Annotated in this window: 20 protein-coding genes and 1 pseudogene; 9 read left to right on the forward strand and 12 right to left on the reverse strand. The window is 70.0% G+C overall.

Annotation, left to right across the window (positions count from 1 at the left end):
* Positions 1-378 precede the first annotated feature (378 nt).
* The 3 genes and pseudogenes from EFE23_RS03120 to EFE23_RS03130 all read right to left on the reverse strand — a co-directional run bounded on the left by EFE23_RS03120 (position 379) and on the right by EFE23_RS03130 (position 2,969).
* Positions 379-759: a DUF3592 domain-containing protein gene (locus EFE23_RS03120; RefSeq protein ID WP_158675822.1), complete on the reverse strand. Its 381-nt coding sequence runs from the start codon at positions 757-759 to the stop codon at positions 379-381.
* A gap of 506 nt (positions 760-1,265) precedes the next feature.
* Positions 1,266-1,847 carry an HD domain-containing protein gene (locus EFE23_RS03125; protein WP_123239350.1) on the reverse strand — a complete coding sequence of 194 codons (582 nt, stop codon included), beginning with the start codon at positions 1,845-1,847 and terminating at the stop codon, positions 1,266-1,268.
* Positions 1,844-2,969, reverse strand: a pseudogene (locus tag EFE23_RS03130) (helix-turn-helix domain-containing protein). Before EFE23_RS03130 ends, EFE23_RS03125 begins: the two are co-directional and overlap by 4 nt.
* 404 nt (positions 2,970-3,373) lie before the next feature.
* Here EFE23_RS03130 and EFE23_RS29690 point away from each other — a divergent pair.
* The 4 genes from EFE23_RS29690 (at position 3,374) to mraY (ending at position 6,766) form a co-directional block, all read left to right on the forward strand.
* Positions 3,374-3,553 carry a hypothetical protein gene (locus tag EFE23_RS29690; RefSeq protein WP_233600839.1) on the forward strand — a complete coding sequence of 60 codons (180 nt, stop codon included), beginning with the start codon at positions 3,374-3,376 and terminating at the stop codon, positions 3,551-3,553.
* Positions 3,550-3,858, forward strand: coding sequence for a hypothetical protein (locus tag EFE23_RS29505; RefSeq protein WP_123239352.1), 309 nt, complete (start codon positions 3,550-3,552; stop codon positions 3,856-3,858). The genes EFE23_RS29690 and EFE23_RS29505 overlap by 4 nt, the downstream gene beginning before the upstream one ends.
* A gap of 490 nt (positions 3,859-4,348) precedes the next feature.
* The gene (locus EFE23_RS03145) at positions 4,349-5,266 is read left to right on the forward strand and encodes an NADP-dependent oxidoreductase (protein ID WP_123239353.1); all 918 of its coding nucleotides are present in this window, start codon (positions 4,349-4,351) and stop codon (positions 5,264-5,266) included.
* Between the two features lie 396 nt (positions 5,267-5,662).
* Positions 5,663-6,766: a phospho-N-acetylmuramoyl-pentapeptide-transferase gene (gene mraY / locus EFE23_RS03155; RefSeq protein ID WP_123239354.1), complete on the forward strand. Its 1,104-nt coding sequence runs from the start codon at positions 5,663-5,665 to the stop codon at positions 6,764-6,766.
* A 203-nt stretch (positions 6,767-6,969) separates the two neighbouring features.
* Here mraY and EFE23_RS28380 read toward each other — a convergent pair whose 3' ends face one another.
* Positions 6,970-7,137 carry a hypothetical protein gene (locus EFE23_RS28380; RefSeq protein WP_233600840.1) on the reverse strand — a complete coding sequence of 56 codons (168 nt, stop codon included), beginning with the start codon at positions 7,135-7,137 and terminating at the stop codon, positions 6,970-6,972.
* A gap of 369 nt (positions 7,138-7,506) precedes the next feature.
* Between EFE23_RS28380 and EFE23_RS03165 the strand changes: the two genes are divergently transcribed.
* Entirely contained in the window at positions 7,507-8,712 is a 1,206-nt protein-coding gene (locus EFE23_RS03165; RefSeq protein ID WP_123239355.1) for a cellulose binding domain-containing protein, read from the forward strand.
* A gap of 372 nt (positions 8,713-9,084) precedes the next feature.
* On the opposite strand, the gene EFE23_RS03170 is transcribed toward EFE23_RS03165, so the two are convergent.
* Together EFE23_RS03170 and fdxA are read right to left on the reverse strand one after the other, a co-directional pair.
* Positions 9,085-9,840 (reverse strand): DsbA family oxidoreductase, encoded by a 756-nt coding sequence (locus EFE23_RS03170; RefSeq protein ID WP_123239356.1) that lies wholly within the window; start codon positions 9,838-9,840, stop codon positions 9,085-9,087.
* A 31-nt stretch (positions 9,841-9,871) separates the two neighbouring features.
* Positions 9,872-10,234: a ferredoxin gene (fdxA, locus tag EFE23_RS03175; RefSeq protein WP_123239357.1), complete on the reverse strand. Its 363-nt coding sequence runs from the start codon at positions 10,232-10,234 to the stop codon at positions 9,872-9,874.
* Positions 10,235-10,429: 195 nt separating this feature from the next.
* On the opposite strand from fdxA, the gene EFE23_RS03180 reads away from it, so the two are divergent.
* Positions 10,430-12,055 (forward strand): FAD-binding oxidoreductase, encoded by a 1,626-nt coding sequence (locus tag EFE23_RS03180; protein ID WP_123239358.1) that lies wholly within the window; start codon positions 10,430-10,432, stop codon positions 12,053-12,055.
* Between the two features lie 53 nt (positions 12,056-12,108).
* Here EFE23_RS03180 and EFE23_RS03185 read toward each other — a convergent pair whose 3' ends face one another.
* Together EFE23_RS03185 and EFE23_RS03190 are read right to left on the reverse strand one after the other, a co-directional pair.
* Positions 12,109-12,450: an ArsR/SmtB family transcription factor gene (locus EFE23_RS03185; RefSeq protein WP_123239359.1), complete on the reverse strand. Its 342-nt coding sequence runs from the start codon at positions 12,448-12,450 to the stop codon at positions 12,109-12,111.
* 209 nt (positions 12,451-12,659) lie between these two features.
* Positions 12,660-13,580, reverse strand: coding sequence for a LysR family transcriptional regulator (locus tag EFE23_RS03190; RefSeq protein WP_123239360.1), 921 nt, complete (start codon positions 13,578-13,580; stop codon positions 12,660-12,662).
* Between the two features lie 103 nt (positions 13,581-13,683).
* Between EFE23_RS03190 and EFE23_RS03195 the strand changes: the two genes are divergently transcribed.
* Positions 13,684-14,037, forward strand: coding sequence for a DoxX family protein (locus tag EFE23_RS03195; protein ID WP_123239361.1), 354 nt, complete (start codon positions 13,684-13,686; stop codon positions 14,035-14,037).
* Between the two features lie 31 nt (positions 14,038-14,068).
* Here EFE23_RS03195 and EFE23_RS03200 read toward each other — a convergent pair whose 3' ends face one another.
* On the reverse strand, positions 14,069-14,566 hold the full coding sequence (locus tag EFE23_RS03200; protein ID WP_123239362.1) for a YcxB family protein: 498 nt from the start codon (positions 14,564-14,566) through the stop codon (positions 14,069-14,071).
* A 122-nt stretch (positions 14,567-14,688) separates the two neighbouring features.
* Between EFE23_RS03200 and EFE23_RS03205 the strand changes: the two genes are divergently transcribed.
* Positions 14,689-15,486, forward strand: a complete 798-nt coding sequence (locus tag EFE23_RS03205; RefSeq protein ID WP_123239363.1) for an alpha/beta fold hydrolase — start codon at positions 14,689-14,691, stop codon at positions 15,484-15,486.
* Positions 15,487-15,500: 14 nt separating this feature from the next.
* Here EFE23_RS03205 and EFE23_RS03210 read toward each other — a convergent pair whose 3' ends face one another.
* Positions 15,501-16,217, reverse strand: coding sequence for a TetR/AcrR family transcriptional regulator (locus tag EFE23_RS03210; RefSeq protein WP_123239364.1), 717 nt, complete (start codon positions 16,215-16,217; stop codon positions 15,501-15,503).
* A 109-nt stretch (positions 16,218-16,326) separates the two neighbouring features.
* Here EFE23_RS03210 and EFE23_RS03215 point away from each other — a divergent pair, with 109 nt between their 5' ends.
* Positions 16,327-17,310: an NAD(P)-dependent alcohol dehydrogenase gene (locus EFE23_RS03215; RefSeq protein WP_123239365.1), complete on the forward strand. Its 984-nt coding sequence runs from the start codon at positions 16,327-16,329 to the stop codon at positions 17,308-17,310.
* A 118-nt stretch (positions 17,311-17,428) separates the two neighbouring features.
* Here EFE23_RS03215 and EFE23_RS03220 read toward each other — a convergent pair whose 3' ends face one another.
* Together EFE23_RS03220 and EFE23_RS03225 are read right to left on the reverse strand one after the other, a co-directional pair.
* Positions 17,429-18,574 (reverse strand): RNA polymerase sigma factor, encoded by a 1,146-nt coding sequence (locus EFE23_RS03220; protein ID WP_123239412.1) that lies wholly within the window; start codon positions 18,572-18,574, stop codon positions 17,429-17,431.
* A gap of 8 nt (positions 18,575-18,582) precedes the next feature.
* Positions 18,583-18,990, reverse strand: coding sequence for a YciI family protein (locus EFE23_RS03225; RefSeq protein WP_123239366.1), 408 nt, complete (start codon positions 18,988-18,990; stop codon positions 18,583-18,585).
* Between the last annotated feature and the right edge of the window lie 255 nt (positions 18,991-19,245).

Here is a 19,245-nt window from a genome sequence, read left to right on the forward strand (position 1 = left end):
GATGCCGGGCCAGACGGCCTTGTGGTGGGTGACGAAATGAGTGACAACCCGGACGCACGGCGGCGGACGTCCACGGACGTCGGTGAAAACGCCCGCAGTTCAGGCCAACAGCTACGCAGGTTAGCGAGCCCCGTTGGTTGCCTGGGGGTTAAGGATTCTGCCGGGGCACACACGGGGCACAAGACACTGTGAAACGTCGGCAACCAGCCATCAACGACGTGAGCCCAGGAGCAGGCGTGGCCAGCGCGCCGGCCAGATTGCCGCAGGTCACGGGAGAGGCAGCCGAAGTTCCGCTTCAACTCAACGCGAAATCCTTGATGTTGGTCGCGATGGCGGAGACGGTCCCGACGAGACCGGAGAGCGGCCGAGCGGACGGGGTCAGCGGCTCATCGCAACGGCGTACACGATGACGGCCAGGATCCCCGTCACAACTATGACCGCGACTGTGTTGAAGACGAGTGAGTCGGAGTTGGATACGTTCGCGACCTTCGGACTTGCTGGGAGGTAGCAGACCTCGTACTTCTGTCCGGCCCTGAGGTCTGCCCGGAAGTGAGCTTTGATCGTGTACTTACCCAGTGGGGTGGAGTACTGGATGGTTCCTGTCGTGTAAGGCCCGTCAGGTGCGAACCTTCGCTGGACCCTGATGACCCTGCCGGTAACCGTGGCCGTCTCGCTGGCAAGCCGTAGCCGCCACCGCCATACCGTTGTCCGGACAAACATCAAGAAGACGACGAAATACGCGATCCAGATTGGCAGCATGACGAACTTGATGTACCAATGCATCGCCGGACCTCCGACCACTGACCCCGGTGACGCCGTTGATCCTAGTCACGGGAGGCAATTGCCGATCATGGCCGGTGGGACGCAGGTGCTGCCACACCCGGCAGGCGGAAGGCCAGATGCCTGAACCGGCACAGCGGAAGAGTGCCGTCTGACAGCAGCGGCGACAGCATCCGAGCCTAGCGCCAGCAGCCACAGCCGGGAGCTGGCCGTCAGGACAGCCGAGGCTGCGGGCAGGGATGCCGCTCACGCTGTGCCTCTTGATCCGAGGGTCTTCTCTGGACGACCGAACGCATGGGTGGCTGTCGACAGCAACGGTGACAGCAACGGGCTCGGACGAAGGCAGCGGCCAGCGGTGGCGCGTGGACAGTCGCCCGAGGTCGCTGACGCGGACGGACGCCGCCGAACGAAGCGCCCGGAACTTACAAGCGAGGGGTCAACTCGCTTGGAGTGGTGGGCGTCGGTGGTAGTTCAGTGCCTGGTGGCTATGCCGGTGGTGGGGGAGGGGTGAGCCAGGCGAGGGGTTGTCCGTTGAGGGCGGCGTCGGCGAGGCGGTGGGCGCTGGTGGTTTTGAGTGCCGCGCGGGAGCTGTCGATCCAGCGCTGAACGTTGTCGATGCCCTGGTGGCGGTACTCAACCGCTTGGACGAGGCATTCCAGCTTGTCGGCGTCGCGGGCGACGATGGCCTCTGGCGTCTCGCCCGCTTCGTACTCCGCGACGGCGGCGTTGATGAGGTTAGCGACGGCCGGTGGGCAGGCGGCGACCTGATCGGCGGTGACGGTGGTGTTGGCTGCGGCGGTGAGGTAGCGCTTGGCGATGTGTGGGATGTCCGTGATCCGGGTTTCCTGGGTGTCGTGCAGAACGCACAGCATCGATACCCGGGCTGGGTCGGCACCTTCCATGGCGGCGAGCATCATCCCGATGAGCGCGGTCCGGAACGAGTGTTCGGCGATGGATTCGGGGTGCTTGATGCCGGCGAACCACCAGCCGGTGCGGGCGGCGCGTTTGAGTACGCCGGCCTCGAAGATGAAGCTCATGGCTCCGGCGGCGTCGTGGTCGTCGTTCATCTGCCCGTCCCTGTGCCGGTGACTCCGTCTGCTCGCAGGCTGTAGACGATAGAGGTTAGTTCCTGCCGGGACTGTGGAGAGATGCGGTCGCTGTCCAGGATCTGCGTACTGCGATTGAGGAGCGCGCGGCCCTCGGCGGGGTTGTCGAGAGTGAGGCCGCGTCGTACGGCGAGCAGAGCCCAGATGTTGTGGACGTTGAGGTCGACGAAGGGGTGCGTTGGGTCGAGGCGCTGGACCAGGTGCCGGAAGAGAACCGAGCCGTGCCAGTCTGCGAGCGGCGCCGGCATGAAGGAGTCGTCGCGCTGGCGATACGGGATCTCGCCGACCCAGTAGGCCGAGTAGTTGAGGGCTGCTCGCTCGCAGGCATCGTCCGGATGCGCGTGGGCGAGGAAGTCTCGTAAAGGTTCCGGGTCGCCCTGGTTGGCCAGGGATGTGACTACGGAGCGGGCGTCAGGCCACAGCGGTGACCAGGTGCGGAAGGTGATCGCCCTGCGGGCACGGGTGGTGGTCTGGGCCAGCCATCCTGCCGCCGTTCTGGTGGTCCATGCCCGCGAGAAAGCAGGCCTGTCGATGCAGCAGAACGTTCGGGTCACGTCCGGTGGCTGCGCGTTCGGCGAGGACGTGAAGTCGGGTGAAGAAGGTGCGTTGCTCGTCGGCGGGCAGGGCCGGCCCTGACGCCACTGGCCCTCGCCGGGTCTGTGCGATGGGTAGCCCTCTGGCGAAGGTCGGTGTCTGCCCGAGAACAGCCCAGAGGATCAGATCGGTCAGACGGTGGGTGAGTACGCACCAGCCGAGCGGCTGTTCGGCGATGCCGCAGCGGTCCACCTGCTCGTCGAGGACCGCGGCGAGGATGAAGTCTGCCTCGGCGGCGTCGTCGAGGGCGGCGAGCAGGGTCACGTTCGCTCCGAGGCGACCGATCCTGCGCCGGACGGCGATCGACTGCCCGAGCGGCACCGCCGTGAATGGCCGGCGTCCGGATTCCCAGCTCTGCACGGTGACACGGTCGACGCCCAGGTCGGCGGCGAGTTGCTCCTGCGTCAGCGGGATGGACTCCCGGATCAGCTTGAGCAGGTAGCCCGTCACCTCGCCGCGCTGTGGTGCTGATCGTCCGCGACCTGCCATGCGTCATCCCTACGTTCACCGGTGGTCGACGTTCCCGCCCTGAAACAAACGGTGCGGCCGACATGTGGGCTGCTCACTCGTACTGCGGGTGAGTCCCACCGCCGTGGTCGTGATCGTAGCGTCGCAGTTACCGAACGTTCTAGATCCGGTCCCGTGGCTCGGGGTCGGCCATGAGGCGCTGCCCGGCGGAGGGGGCCAGTAATGCGGGACAGGACGCCACCGGGGCGACGAGTGTCCTACGACGAGTACCTGATCGCCGTAGCGATGACCTTGGCACGGCGACACCGACCGGCATGGTCGTGGCGCAAGTGGCGGTGGCTGTGCCGGTGCGGGGCCGACCTGCCCTGTCGGAACCGACACCGCATCCCGATCAACCGCAGGCACTGGCCGGCCAAGGAGGAGCAATGATCAACGAGGACGAGCGACGGATCCTGCTCGTGCATCTGCGAGGAGCGGACGGCATGTGCACCGGTTGTCGCGCATGGTGGTCGCGGCTGGCTCCGTACCCGTGCTGGCAGGTGGAATGGGCGACCAGCCGGCAGGCCCGGACGATCACCGACCGGTTCCTGGAGGGTGTGCGGTGACCGCCCATGGCCCGGTCATGCCAGTCTGGAGCTGCGGAGGTTGTGGACTTCCGTGGCCTTGCCCGACGCGGAGACGTGAGCTGCGGGCGGAGTACGCGGACGCTCCGGTGTCGCTGGCCCTCTACCTCGGCGCCTACCTCGTCCAAGCCACCGAGGACATGCCCTGGACGCCGGCCGGCGTGCTGCACCGCCGCTTCCTCGGCTGGACCAGGGCGGCCGACCAGGCCATGCCAGCAGTACAGCCGCGAAGTACAGCAGCCGTGCCAGCCGAACCGGGCCGAGAAGCACGCCAGCAGGCCGTTTGACCTCGTAAGTTAACAGCAGAATGGGAGCACGGCGCTCCCGCCTTGGTTGGCCTGGCATCCCCAAGGCCCTGGGCGAGCGTTCATCGGCGTGCTCCGGCTCCGACCATCGGTTGGCAAACTCCACTTGCGACCGGCCTGATCGCATCTCGCGCCGCCCGCAGCAACTGGAGTTCCACCAGCAAACCTGCTCGACCCATGGTTCGACGACCAAGCCAGTGCCGAGGCTGCGGCGGCCTTCCATATCGGGTGCCGGCATCGCCAGCGCGTTGGTTACGCCGAGGTAGGCCAGTCGAAGCAGCACGACCAGTCATCCTCGCCCAGTGGTTTTCGGCGATTCGGCCAGCCTGGGCACGTTGAGGAGGGCAAGATCTTTGTCGTCGTGGTCAAACCGGCCGTGGCCAGGGCGGACGTCATTGCCGGCACCGGCAGGGCTAGCAGGCCCAAACGGCGGCGCACAGAGCCGACGAGCACGAGATATACGGAGGCACCGATGAAGGCAGTCGTCGCGATGGATCAGGCCGCGGAAGCCGCCGGGATCACACTCGCGGAGCGGCCTGAGCCGACGCCGGCGATCAACGACGTCGTCGTTGAAGTCTACGCGTCGGGCTTCGTCTCCGCGGAGTGGGAGTGGCCCTCGACGTGGGTCGATCGCTCCGGTCATGATCGTGCCCAGCCGATCATCGGCCACGAGTTCGCCGGAGTGGTCTCCTCCCTCGGCTACGGCACGACGGGACTCTCGTTGGGACAGCGGGTGTTCGGGATCACGGACTGGCACCGCGATGGAACGCTGGCTGAGTACGCGGCCGTGGAGGCACGCAACCTTGCGCCGCTGCCGGGGAACGTCGACTTCACGGTGGGTGCGAGTCTGCCGGTCTCCGGCCTGACCGCGTGGCAGGGCCTGTTCCAGCACGGTCGTCTTCAGGCGGGGCAGAGCGTCCTCGCACACGGCGCCGCCGGCGCCGTCGGATCAGTGGTGACGCAGCTCGCCCGGGAGTTCGGCGCCTACGTCATCGGTACCGGTCGGGCGGCGGACCGCCAGGCGGCGCTCGACTTCGGCGCGAACGAGTTCCTCGACCTCGACCAGGAGGAGCTCGACGACATCGGCGGGGTCGATCTGGTCTTCGATGTCATCGGCGGTGATATCCAAAGGCGCTCGGCGAGCATCATCCGGCCTGGCGGGACGCTGGTGTCGGTGGTCGGACCTGTTGAGGCTCGCCCTGTGCACGGTTTGGCGGTCGACTTCGTCGTCGAGTCCGTTCCGAGTCAGCTGGTGGAGATCGTCGACCGGGTGCGAGACGGGCGCCTTCGCACGCACATCGGAACGGTCGCGACTCTCGACGACGCCATCCCCGCACTCAACCCGACCGAGCGGCGCATGGGCAAGACCGTCATTCGCGTGCGCCCCTGAGCGCCCTGGAACAGGCCAACAGAGCCGTCATGCTGACGCCTGAGTACCCCGCTTTGATAACCGCCTCTGCATACGTCGACCTGCGCGGAGATCCGGGCACTGTCCACGAGCGGGACCAGGTGCCGACGAAGGATCGAGCCATGCCAGTCATCGAGCGTCCCGGGCAAAGGAGCTGCTGATTCACCGCCAGGTGTCGGGTGTCAGCGGATCGTCAGGGAATGCGTACCGTGAGGTGCAGGGCTGCTCCGTTCGCCGTCGGATGGCAAGCTCGTGCCTCATGATCGATGATTTCGCTGAGGACCATCTGCACGGCCAGCTCAGGTCGATGCGTCAGGCGCTGATCTGGAAGCTGGCTGGGGAGGCCGTGAGAGGTCCGGATCTCGCGGGGGTTCGCCCGTGAGGGCGGTCATCGTCGCGGCCGCGGTCGCGTTCATCATCTCCCTGCTCGGTACGCCGGTGGCGATTCGCGTCTTCACCGCGCTCAAGGCCGGCCAGCCGATCCGATCCATCGGGCTCGCCAGCAACGAGGGCAAACAGGGTACGCCCGCGATGGGTGGCGTCGTCTTCATCGTGGCGACCGTCTTGGCGTACGTGGCCGGGCATCTCGCCCTGGCCACCCTGCCCGAGCGGCAGATCGCGCAGGAGGGCCCGACCATGACGGCCCTTGTCCTGCTCGGCGTGTTCGTCTTCTGCGGCGCGGTTGGCTTCCTCGACGACTACCTCAAGGTGCGCCGGCGCAACTCCGACGGCCTGTCCGCCAAAGGCAAGCTGCTCGGCCAGGCGATCGTCGGCGCCGGGTTCGGCATCGCCGCGCTCTACGTCGTCAGCACCAACGGCCAGACCGTGGCCAGCGAGCACATCTCGCTCATCCGCGACATCAGCTGGCTGAATGTCGGCAAGGTCGGCTCGGTCATGGTCTTCGTCTTCGTGATCACGGCGATGTCGAACGGCGTGAACCTCACCGACGGGCTCGACGGCCTGGCCACCGGCGCGTCGGTCCTGGTGCTCGGCGCGTACGCGCTGATCGGCTTCTGGCAGTACCGGCACTGGTGCGCGGACGACGCGTACGCCCGCGTGAACGACTACTGCTACCAGGTGCGGGATCCCCTGGAGATCGCCATCATCGCGGCGGCAGCGGCCGCCGCCTGCGTGGGCTTCCTGTGGTGGAACGCGTCCCCGGCGCGGATCTTCATGGGTGACGTGGGCTCGCTCGGCCTCGGCGGCCTGATCGGCGGGCTCGCGGTGGCGACCCGCACCACGCTGCTGTCGGTCATGATCGGCGGGCTCTTCGTCATCATCACGACGACCTGGGTGATCCAGATCGTCTCGTTCCGGACCACCGGCAAGCGTGTCTTCCGGATGGTGCCGTTGCACCACCACTTCGAGCTCGCTGGATGGAGCGAGGTCAATATTGTGGTCCGGTTCTGGATCGTGGCCGGCGTCTGCGTGGCGGTCGGCCTGGGCCTGTTCTACTCGGATTTCCTGGCGGTCGTCGGATGAGGGCGGCGCGACAAGCTGTGCCGTGCCACCGACCGCGACCCGCCAGGCAGCCTGGCCCCAAGGGGTGCCCGGGCGCCTGGAGGGTGCCGGAGAGATGTGGACACCCGGGCGGGTGCGGCCCTGCCACCGTCCGGCCCTCGCGCTGGGTCCCACGCTCTGATCCCGCGTCCTCGCTGACCAGCCGTTGCCGGGGTTGGCCATCGTCACTGTTGGTCGTACCTGTGGCGGACGTTCGGAAGCAGGGCGCGCCAGATCAGCCGCCAGGCTGTGCCGGGAAGGTACTTGCTGCGTTCTTCCTGCGCGACGCGTCCGCGGGGGTGGGCGGCCCACCGCGCCGAGCCGGGGTCGTAGTCGCGGCGGTACTCGATCACGCACACGTGCTTGACGCTCTTGTAGCCATAGTGGGCCGGGGCGACCAGGCGAACCGGTGCTCCGTGTTCGACGCTGAGGGGGCGCCGGCGAGGCGGTCGGCGAGCAGCACGTCGGGCTTTCGATCATGTCGCCTCCGCACTGGCCCGACGCCGGACGTCGCCGGCGGGAAACATTGACACTTTTCGTTGCCCCAGTGATAGTAACTGCTACAGATCCCATCGGATCGCCGGTGGGAACCGCGGTCGGACGATCGACGCGCGCCCATCCCGACTTGGCCCGTGGCCAGCGCTGACCACCATGGCTGGGGCGCGAATGACCATCGCCACCGCCAGGCAGGGAATGCCATCGCCACATCTGCTGGAGGGTGCATGAAAAGCAGATCGAAGATCTACGCGGGACTGGCGGCCATCATCGTCCCGGCCGCCTCCGTGATCATGGCGCTCGGCGCGACCCCGGCCGATGCCGCGGTCGGCGGTTCCGGTCCTTACCCCGCCGACTATGAGACCTCGGCGAGCCTGGCCAATCACACGATCTTCCGGCCCCAGACGCTCCCGTCGGAACGCCTGCCCATCCTCGTGTGGGGCAACGGCGGCTGCTCGGCCAACGGCCTCTCCCAGGGCAATTTCCTCCGGGAGATCGCCTCCTACGGCTTCCTCGCCATCGCCAACGGCGCTCCGTACGGCTCCGGCTCCACCAACTCCCAGATGCTCACCCAGTCCATCGACTGGGCCGTCGCGGAGAACTCCCGGCAGGGCAGCAAGTACTACAACAGGCTCGACACGACCAAGATCGCCGTCGCGGGCTACTCCTGCGGAGGCCTGGAGGCGTACGCCGTCTCCAACGACCCACGCATCACCACGACCGGCATCTTCAGCAGCGGCCTGCTGAACGATGCGGACGACTACCAGCTCTGGAGACTGACCAAGCCGATCGCCTACTTCATCGGCGGACCCAGCGACATCGCCTATCCGAACGCCATGGACGACTGGGGCAAGCTCCCGGCCGGGCTGCCCGCCTTCATGGGCAACCTGAGCGTCGGGCATGGCGGCACCTACGACCAGCCCAACGGCGGCGAGTTCGGCCGGGTGGCAGTTCTCTACCTCAAGTGGCGCCTGAAGGGCGACATCACCGCCGGCCGCAACTTCGTCGGCGTCGACTGCGGCCTGTGCCACACCGAATGGACCGTCCAGCAGAAGAACCTGACGCTCGACGGCGACACGCCGCCCAGCACCCCGCCGCCCAGCACGCCGCCACCGACCACCCCACCCCCCGGTGGGACTCCCACCTGCACCGCGGCTTATTCCGTACAGGACCAGTGGAACGGCGGGTTCGTCGCCAACGTCAACGTCACCGCGGGAACCGCCGCGCTCACCGGCTGGCGAGTCACCCTCACCCTGCCGAGCGGGGCATCGGTCAGCTCGTTGTGGAACGGGGTCGCCAGCGGCACCAGCGGCACCATCACCGTCGCGAATCAGAGCTACAACGGACAGCTGGCCGCGGGTCAGACCACAAGTTTCGGCTTCCAGGGCACCGGAAACGGCAGCGGAGCCACCGCCACCTGCACCGGAAGCTGAGGCTCCGCATATCTCGGCGCAACTCGTCGCCGCCGGCCGGGCCGATCCGGCGCCCGGCCGGCGGCGTCTTCACGGCTCCGGGGTCCGGGCCGGCGCCCGGCGGGCGCGGAACCGGGCACGGTACGCCTGGGGCGAGATCCCGAGCTCCCGGCGGAAGGTGTGCCGGAGGTTCGCGGTGGAGCCTGAACAACGGCGCCACCTACGAGTTCCGGGTGCGGTCGACGAACCTGGCCGGGACCAGTTCGCCGTCGAACAACGACACCACCCGGCCGATGCCGCCGTTCCCGAAACCGCCGTCCAGCCTGCGCGCGATCGTGCCCGGAGGCTGGCGGTGCCGGGCCGCCGGTCCTGGGCGTCAGCCGGCGGGAACAACTACGCGCCGTACTGCCCCTGACCAGAGGCGGCCAACGCGACGTCTGACCGCTCGGCTCGTCTCGCGCGGGGTGCTCGCGGACCGGTGAGTAGTTCGGCCAGGTATGCCAGCCCTCGAGTCCCCGGCAGCGCGGTGCCCTCGGGATCCACCACGACGGGTACGACGGGCCCGGCGGCGGCCAACCAGTCGGTGCGCCATTGCCGCGAGCGGCGCCAGCCGGTCGTGGTCACCGGAATCCCGTTGGGGGCGATCGTCGCGCCGAGGATCCGGGTGATGTGCAACGGAGCGGGGTCGCCGAATCCGGGCGGCGGCAGTTCCGGCGAGCTGAGGTAGGGCGCGAGGGGGTAGGGCGGATAGGTGATGCTGGCGACGAGGGCGCGCACGTCGTAGGCGTTGCTGAGGTGCCGGCCACGCACCCAGATGGCGTCGAACAGGAGACGGCGCAGGTCGTGCTCGACACCGTCGGTGACCGCCTCGGCGTATGCGGAGACGGCTGCCAGCGTGTTGCTGATCAGGGTGGGGGCCGCCTCGGGCGGTTGCTCGCCGGGTAGGGCGAGCAGCCGGCTCTCGTCCAACTCGCGTTCCCACCCGCCCGGGTCGGTGGCGACCGGGGTACCGGTCATCGACAGCCGCGGGTTGTGCTCGACCGCCCGCCAGGCGACCTCGGCGCGGCGCTGGCGCAGCAGCGCGTCGACGCGCTGGCTGGCCAGGTAGGAGTAGGGGCAGTTGAAGTCGGCGTAGACGATCAGACGCATCGGTACCTCCCAGGGTGGGCCGTCGCGGTGGCTACGTGTTCTCGCCGGTCAGGGTCTGCGGGCGGGGATGTCCGGCGACCAGTGGCGTGTCCACGGCCAGTCGGCCCACTTTGGCGGCCCCGCCCGGGGAGCCCAGCGGGGCGTCGGCTCCGGCCAGTGGCTCGGCGAAGAACCGGGCGTTGTCGTCGGTGAACACGGACCACCGTTCGGGCAGGTCGTCCTCGTAGAAGATCGCCTCGACCGGGCAGACCGGCTCGCAGGCGCCGCAGTCGACGCATTCGTCTGGATGGATGTACAGTGCCCGGTCGCCCTCGTAGATGCAGTCGACCGGGCATTCCTCCACACAGGCCCGGTCGACCACGTCGATGCACGGCTCGGCGATCACGTAGGTCATGGCACCTCCCGTAGTTTTAACTACGGACATCGTATAAAACGGCGAGGGTGCGGGTCGAGGTGATGTACGGCGCACCCGGCCGTCGGCGCAGCGTCGACGGAACCCAGGTCTGACGGCGCCGGCACGGCCGAGGTGGCGGCCGTCGAGTAAGTTACCGGCGAGTCGAGCTGGTGCTGGTGGACGGCGGGAGGCCGGATGGCCGGGAAACACCGTTCGTGGTGGGGCTGGGGGCACGTCGAGGACGCCGTGACCGGCGCGGAGGCCACGGCGTTGGCGGACCGGGTGCGTACCCTGCTGCCTGACGTCGACCTGGCCGAGCACGTCGCGCCGCCGGTGGCCGAACTGGGCCTGCGCCCGCCGCGCGTCGATCCGCCGGCGTCGCTCGCCGGGCTGTGTTCGACGGACCCGGCCGACCGGGCGGCGCACACCCACGGCAAGGCGTTCCGGGACGTGGTCCGCAACCTGCACGGGGACCTCCGCGACCCGCCGGACCTGGTGGTCCGGCCGGCGACCGAGCAGGACGTGGTCGACGTGCTGGACTGGTGCGCGGGCCGGGACATCGCAGTGATCCCCTACGGCGGCGGCTCGTCCGTGGTCGGCGGGGTGGAGCCGCGGCTGGACGAGGCGTATCCGGCTGCGGTCAGCCTCGACCTCGGACGCCTCGACCGGGTGCTGGAGGTGGACCCGACCAGCCGGGCCGCGCGCATCCAGGCCGGCGTGTTCGGCCCGGCGCTGGAGGACCAGCTCCGGCCGCACGGCCTCACGCTGCGGCACTTCCCGCAGTCGTTCGAGTTCTCCACCCTCGGCGGCTGGCTGGCCACCCGCGCCGGTGGTCACTACGCCACCGTCCTTACCCACATCGACGACCTGGTGGAATCGTTGCGGGTGGTCACCCCGGCGGGCACCAGCCAGTCGCGCCGGCTGCCCGGTTCCGGCGCCGGGCCGTCCCCGGACCGGCTGTTCCTCGGCTCGGAGGGCGTGCTCGGCGTCATCACCGAGGCGTGGATGCGGCTGCAGGACCGGCCACGCTGGCGGGCCGGCGCCTCGGTGCACTTCACCGACTACGACGAGGCGGTCGCGGCCACCCGGGCCATCGCCCAGTCCGGGCTGCAGCCGAGCAACTGCCGGCTGCTCGACCCCGCCGAGGCGCTGCTCAACGCCGGCGCCGCCACCACCGGCGGCGTGCTCGTGCTGGGATTCGAGTCGGCCGACCACCCGGTCACACCGTGGCTGGACCGCGCCGTCGAGCTGTGCCGCGACCATGGGGGAAGCCTGCCCGCGCCGCCGCGCGGCGACGGCGCGTCCGGCCCACCGCGGCGGACCGCCGCCGACGCCTGGCGGTCGGCGTTCCTGCGGATGCCGTACCAGCGCGACGCGCTCGCCGCCCGGTCGATGATCGTGGAGACGTTCGAGACCGCCTGCACCTGGGACCGGTTCCCCGCCCTACGGGCCGCGGTGCTCGACGCGGCCGGCGAGGCGCTCCGCTCCGTCGCCGCGACCGGCGTGATCACCTGCCGCTTCACCCATGTCTACCCGGACGGTCCCGCTCCCTACTTCGGCGTGTACGCCACCGGCCGCTGGGGCTCCACCCTCGCCCAGTGGGACCAGATCAAGCATGCCGTCTCCGACGCGCTGCTCGCCGCCGGCGGCACCATCACCCACCACCACGCCATCGGCCGCGACCACCGACCCTGGTACGACCGGCAGCGCCCGGACCCGGTCGCGCTCGCGTTGCGCGGCGCCAAGAGCGCCCTCGACCCCTCCTGGATCCTCAACCCGGGCGTCCTCGTCGATCCACCGGCCGGCGGCCCCACCGGGTGAGGCGGGGATGCGCGGTGTGGTCGGCACCGGGTACGCGAGAACGACCCTGCCGCTCAGCGAGTTTTCTTCGTCGCCCGCTTACGGGGCGGCGTCAACAGGTCGGCTATCGCCGCGATCGCGGACGGCACCACCCGGTAGTAGGCCCAGACCCCCCGCTTCTCGCGCTCGAGCAGACCGGCCTCGGTCAGGATCCGGAGGTGATGACTCACCGTCGGCTGCGACAGACCAAGCGGCGCGGTGAGGTCGCTCACGGACGCCTCGCCCTCCGGGGCGGACTGGATCAGGCTGAGCAGCCGTAGTCGAGCCGGGTCGGCGAAGGCCTTCAGCACTCCCGCGAGCCGCTCGGCATCGGCGCGCTTGATCGGTTCGCCAGCAAGGGGCGAGATCGAAGGCATAGAGGTTTTAGCAGCTCCCACGCCCCCATCGTCCCACCAACCCCATCGACAGGCTGGCGGAACCCGCTCCAGTACCCCGATGGCGATACTTCGAGGTCGGTGGCGAGGGAAACTCCGAAACCGGCCGGCGGGCGTCGGCTAGGCCCAGCCGATATCCACTTCATGGGTCATCGACGCTGGCATCAGGTGGCCCGCGCCGCGGCCGTTGTTCAGGTCATGCGATCGGGATGTGGTGGTGGCGTGTTGTCCAGGCAGCAGCGGATGAAGTCCTGGATGACGGGGTTGGTGTCGGCGGTGACCGGCCAGGCGACTCCGACCTGGCTGGGGCTGACGCCGCTGACGGGCCGGTAGGTGATGTCGGGGCGCGCGTAGTAACGAGCGGCGGATTCGGGGGCCAGGGCGATGCCGTAGCCGTTGGCGATGGCGGTCAGCCAGTCGTCGGGCTGGCCGCTGTCGGTGACCGCTCCGATGGTGACCGGGTGGCCCTCCCGCTCGCCGGTGGCCAGCCACCAGTCGCGCCACCAGCCGGTGTCGGCGGGGGCGGCGACGAACGGCTGATCCCACAGCTCCCGAAAGGAGATGTGGTCGCGCCCGGCCAGCGGGTGGGTCACGGGCAGCGCCACCCAGCGGGGCTCGGTGAGCAGCACCTTGGTGTGCAGGCTGTCCTGGCCGGGGAAGGGCAGCCGCAGCAGGGCGACGTCGGCGTCGCCGCTCGCGAGCCCGGCGGTGGGGTCGGTCCAGGGAGCGGCCCGCATCTCCACCCGCCAGCCGGGCCGACGGTCGCCGAAGGCGGCGATGATCTGCTGGGTGGCCTCGTTGGCGGCACCGGCCAGGAAGCCAACCCGCAGCACCCGGGCGGCGCGGCTGGCGACGCTCTTGGCCTCCTGCAGTGCCTGGTCGAATCCGACCAGAACGGCGGGAACCCGGTCGGCGAGTGCCCGGCCTGCCGCGGTGAGCGTCATCCCGGCCCGGGAGCGGGTGAACAACCGCACTCCCAGCTGGCTCTCCAGTTGCCTGATCTGCTTGGTCAGCGCCGGCTGGGACACGAACAGCCGTCGTGCCGCGTGGGTGAGATTCCCTTCTTCGGCGACGGCGGCGAAGGAGCGGAGCAGCCGGGTGTCGACGTCCATGCCATCAGGTTATGGATGCGTGTATTGGACGCGCTCCTCGCGCCCGGCCAGGCTTGATTCAGTCGCCGCTGGAACCGGCGCGGACCCGGGAAGGAGTGAGAAGGTGTTCGCCGCTTACGTGATCATCACCGTCGTCACGATCGTGGCCAACGCGTGGGTGGCGGTCGCCGATCTCACGCGGGCCGGATTCGTCCTCGCCAACATGGCGGAGGTAGGCGTGCGGCGATCCTGGCTGGTGCCGCTCGGAGTCCTCAAAGGCGCCGGAGCAGTCGGCCTCCTGGTCGGGCTGCTGGGCCTGCGGCCCCTCGGGGTCGCAGCCGCGATCGGACTCGTCCTGTTCTTCGCCGGAGCCCTCGCCGTCCACGTCCGTGCCCACGTGTTCCACAACTTCGCTTTTCCCGGAGCCTACTTCGCGCTGGCCATCGCCTCCGCCGTCCTCGCCATCGGCGCCTCTTGACGCCGGCCGGGTGAGGGGCAGGAGAGTGAGTTCACCGGGGCGGGAGCAGCCCGCGTCCGGCCATGAACGCTCGCAGCGTCTCGGCGTCCTCGGCGGACATCAGGTGGCGTGGGATGACGGTCGCCGGCATCCGGCCGACGTACACGATCCAGAAGTCAGGGGTGTCCTTCACCCGGGCGACCCCGTCCCAGGCGATGCCGCCGGATTCCGAGCCGCTGCGCATCATGATGTTGTCGTCGGTGATGTCGTAGGCGCCCTCGACGGCGTAGCGACTGGAGCGGCGCCGGGCGCGCGACCGCACCCACGGCGAGTAGAGCATCGACAGCAGGCCAGCCACGACCATCGCCAGGCACAGCGGCGTGATCCGGTCGCCCCCCGCGAACGCTTGCGACACGGCGAAACCGATCGCTCCGACCGCCGCCAGCACCGCCCCGACGTAACCGTACTTGCGCAGCCGGACACTGCTGAGCGCAGCGGCCACGCGGCCTGGGTAGGCGGGATCGGCGGGGACGTCAAAGCGGATGTGCACGCCCGAACGATAGTGCCTTCGCCCGCCCATCTCGGCCATGACCGCGCGGCGCCGCGGTCGGTCGCCGTCCGCCGCGATCCGGGCGGTTGAGGATGCCCGCTCGGGATGATCGAATTCGCGGGATGAAGAGGGCGGAGGTACGCCGGGACGGGGTTGTCCTGTCCTGCCTCGACGGCGGGTCCGGCGACGACGTGATCGTGCTGTTGCACGGCTTGGCCGGCAGCGGGCAGGAAATGGTGCCAACGGCCGAGGCGCTGCTCCCGGATCATCACGTGATCGCGGTGGATCAGCGCGGACACGGTCATTCGACCCGCCGGCCGCAGGACCTCTCTCGCCGCGCCTACGTCGAGGACGTGGTCGCCGTCGTCGAGGAACTCGCGGGCGGTGGACCGGTGACGGTCGTGGGTCAGTCGATGGGTGGGCACACCGCGATGCTGCTCGCCGCCGGGCATCCCGACCTGGTGGACCGGCTGGTGATGCTGGAGGCCGGAGTCGGGGGCAGCGACCCTGAGGACAACTATCCAGCCAGGCTCGGCGACTGGTTCGCGTCGTGGCCGGTGCCGTTCGCCGATCTGCGTGGCGCGGCCGAGTTTCTCGGCACCACCCCGATCGCCCGGTCCTGGCTGCGCGACCTGGACAGGCGCGCGGACGGGCTGTGGCCGCGCTTCGAGCCCGACGTGATGCGGGCCGCCATCGCGGCAGTCGCCGAGAGCGCCCGATGGGATGAATGGCAGCAGGTGAAGGCCCCCACCTTGCTGGTGCAGGGCCAGCACGGCACCATCGCGGCCGCTGAGGTGCGACGGATGTTGTCGTTACGCCCGGACGTCGCGCACGTCGTCATCCCCGACGCCGGTCATGACGTACACCTGGAACAGCGAGTGGCCTTCGTACGGGCGCTACGGATGTTCCTCGGCCGTTGAGGCGGTGCGTCGTTTCACCGGGGTCCGCGCGACGATGTCCAGCCTTGCTGGTGCAGCCGTTCGATGCCGTCGAGCAGCAGGTCCAGCGCGAACTCGAACTCGAACTGGTCGTCGCAGCCCTGTCCCACGACCGACTCGTCGTCGTGGGATGCCGCCGCGGCGATCGCGGCGAGGTGCGGGAAGCGGGCGGCGACCTCCGGTGGTAGGGCCGCCGGCGGGTCGGGGTTGGTCGTGCCGGACCGGCCGGCGCGCCGGGCGGGGTCGAACAGTTCCTGGCTGAAGCCCAGGATCCGGCTGCCCATCGCGTGCATCACGTGGTGGGCGAGGTCGGCGGAGAACCCGCCGGCCTGGAACGTCCCGACCATCGAGTCGAGGTAGGCGAGGACGGCCGGCGTCGCCATGTTCCGCGACTCGATCGCGAGCGGCGCCCAGGGGTGGCGGCGCAGCACCTGCCGCGCCGAGAGGATGCGTCGACGGACCGTTGGTTTCCAGTCGGTGTCGGGCGTCGGTGGGTCGATCTCGCCGACGACCACGTCGATCATGCCGTCGAGCAGTTCGTCCTTGTTGGCCACGTGCTTGTAGAGCGCCATCGGCACGACGCCGAGATCCTGGGCGAGGTTGCGCATGCTGAGGGATTCGATCCCGGCCTCGTCGGCGAGCGCGACGGCGGCACGCAGGATCCGGTCCCTGCTCAGCGGCGTCCGGCGCAGCGTCTCAGCCTGCTCAGCCATCTTCTTCCTCGTCTTCCAGCGGTGGTTGAACCATAACGGCCTTGACTGGTGTACGGCGTACACCTACCGTGGTTCTGAGGGTGTACGCCGTACACCTAAGGGAGGGACAATGAAAGCGATCGTCCAAGATCGGTACGGCCCGCCGGAAACGCTCACGCTCGCAGATGTCGCCGCGCCGGTGCCGGGCGCCAACGAGGTGCTCGTGCGGATCGAGGCTGCCGCGCTCAACGCGTACGACTGGCATGCCATGCGCGGCGATCCACGGCTGGCACGGCTGGCCATGGGCCGGTCAAGGCCCCGGGTGCGCATCCGGGGCCGCGACTTCGCCGGCCGGGTCGAGGCCGTCGGGGCCGACGTCCGACAGGTGCGCCCGGGCGACGCCGTCTTCGGCGACCTCGGCGAGGCCAACGGCGCCTTCGCCGAGTACGCGTGCGTGCCCGAGACCTCGGTCGCGCCGAAGCCGGCGAACCTGACGCCGCAGCAGGCGGCCGCCCTGCCGTTGGCCGGCATCACCGCACTGATGGGACTGCGCGACGTCGGGCGGGTCGAGCCCGGCCACCGCGTCCTCATCAACGGAGCCTCCGGCGGCGTCGGCACCCTGGCGGTCCAACTGGCCAAGGCGCTCGGCGCGAGCGTGACCGCGGTGTGCAGCACCCGCAACGTCGACCTGGTCCGCTCGCTCGGCGCCGACCACGTCGTCGACTACACCCGCGAGGACTTCACCCGCGACCCGCGCCGCCACGACGTCCTGTTCGACCTGGTCGGCAACCGCTCACTCACCGCGCTCCGGCGGGCGCTGACCTCGACCGGGACGCTGGTGCTCTCCGGCGGCGGGGTGTACCGCGGCGGCAGCCTCGTCGGACCGGTCTGGCTGATCGCGCGCGGACGGCTGCTGGCGCCCTTCGTCCGGCACCGCATCGTCACCCTCGCGGCGGCGCCCAGCCGGGAACATCTCGACACGCTCCGCACCCACGTCGAGGCCGGCCGCCTCGCCCCGGTCATCGACCGCACCTATCCACTTCACGAGGTGCCTCAGGCGATCCGGTACCTGGAGAGTGAGCACGCGCGGGCCAAGGTCGTCATCACCGTCTGACGTACGGGACGGACGTCTGACGCCCGCCGGCGGCCGGTGACGATCGGCGCGCAGTGCGGCCTTCGCGGTGGCCGCCGGGACCGGGCGGGTCGCCGAGGACTGCCAGGGGCAGGATCGGTCAGCGACCGCGGCGGGCGTTGAGCCGGGCGGCCTGGCGGGTCAGGTGGTCGCGCTCGGGGAGGTTGGGTGCCCGGCGGGCCGCCTCGGCGTACAACCGGGCCGCCGTGGCCAGGTCGCCGTCGCGTTCGTGCAGGTACGCCGCCACCGCCGTGTGCCGGGGCAGGGCGTCGTCCAGCGCCGCGAGCGCCGCCAGCCCGGCGCGCGGACCGTCGGCCTCGCCGACGGCCACCGCGCGGTTGAGCCGGACGATCGGGCTGTCGGTCAGGCGCGCGAGTTCGTCGTACCACTCGACGATCTGCACCCAGTCGGTCTCGCCGGCGGTGGGCGCGTCGGCGTGCAGCGCCGCGATGGCGGCCTGGGCCTGGAACTCGCCCAGCCGGTCGCGGGCGAGGGCGGCCTGCAGGATCTCGACGCCCTCGGCGATCGACCGGGTGTCCCATCGGCTGCGGTCCTGCTCGGCGAGGGGCACCAGGCTGCCGTCGGGCGCGGTCCGGGTGGCGCGCCGGGCGTGGTGCAGCAGCATGAGCGCGAGCAGCCCGGCCACCTCGGGATGGTCGATCGTGGCCGCGAGCTGTCGGGTGAGCCGGATGGCCTCGGCGGCGAGGTCGACGTCGCCGGAGTAGCCCTCGTTGAAGACCAGGTAGAGCACGCGCAGCACGGTCGCGACGTCGCCGGGCTGGTCGAAGCGCACGCCGGAGACGGTGCGCTTGGCCCGGCTGATGCGCTGCGCCATGGTCGCCTCGGGCACCAGGTAGGCCTGGGCGATCTGCCGGGTGGTCAGCCCGCCGACGGCGCGCAGCGTGAGCGCCACCGCGGAGGACGGGGTCAGGGACGGGTGGGCGCACAGGAAGTAGAGCTGGAGCGTGTCGTCCACCGCGGGGGTGGGCCCGGGTGCCGGTTCCTCCTCGACGAGGTCCTCCCGCCGCCGGCGGGCCGCGTCCGCCCGGGTCGTGTCGAGGAACTTGCGCCAGGCGACCGTGACCAACCAGCCCTTCGGGTCCCGTGGCGGGTCGGCCGGCCAGACGCGGACCGCCTCGACCAGTGCGTCCTGGACGGCGTCCTCGGCCGCCGCGAAGTCGGCTCCGCGGCGGACGAGGATGCCGAGAACCCTCGGCGTGAGGCTCCGGAGCAGGGCCTCGTCCATCTGCGAGGTCACTCCCGGATGGTGGGCGGCGCGGTCAGGAAGGGGCGCAGCTCGAGCCACTCGTGGATCGGCTTGCCGCCCGCCCCGGGGGCCGCCGACAGCTCCCCGGCCAGCTCGACGGCGCGTTCGTAGCTGTCGACGTCGATCACCATCCAGCCGGCGATGAGGTCCTTGGTCTCGGCGAACGGGCCGTCGGTGACCGGCGGGCGCCCCTCGCCGTCGTACCGGACGAACGTCCCCTCGGGGGCGAGCGCCTGGCCGTCGACGAACTCGCCGGTCCCTTCGAGCCGGGCCGCGAAGTCGTGCATGTACTGCATGTGCGCCGAGATCTCCTCCGGCGTCCACTGGTCCATGGGCACGTCGTTGACCGCGGCCGGAGCGCCACGGTAGTGCTTGAGCAGCAGGTACTTGGCCATGGTGGTTCTCCTCGGTGCTGGTGCGACCCATTGTGGTCGCGTTCATCCCGGGGACGGAGCCGGCCACGCGTTCTCGACATCGTCGTCCGAACTTTTTTGGCTCTCGTGGCGGAGCGCCTTCTTCCGCCGATGTCGTGCGGCGGCGGCGCTGGCGGGTTCCCGTCACGGCGCATCCCCGCCCAGCCGACCAGCGCTTTCCCCGCCATCGGGCTGTAAAGATCCTTCGCATCCTCTGGTCGCCGAAAGAAGGCCACA

The sequence above is a fragment of the Micromonospora solifontis genome, assembly GCF_003725545.1.
Lineage (GTDB): Bacteria > Actinomycetota > Actinomycetes > Mycobacteriales > Micromonosporaceae > Micromonospora > Micromonospora solifontis.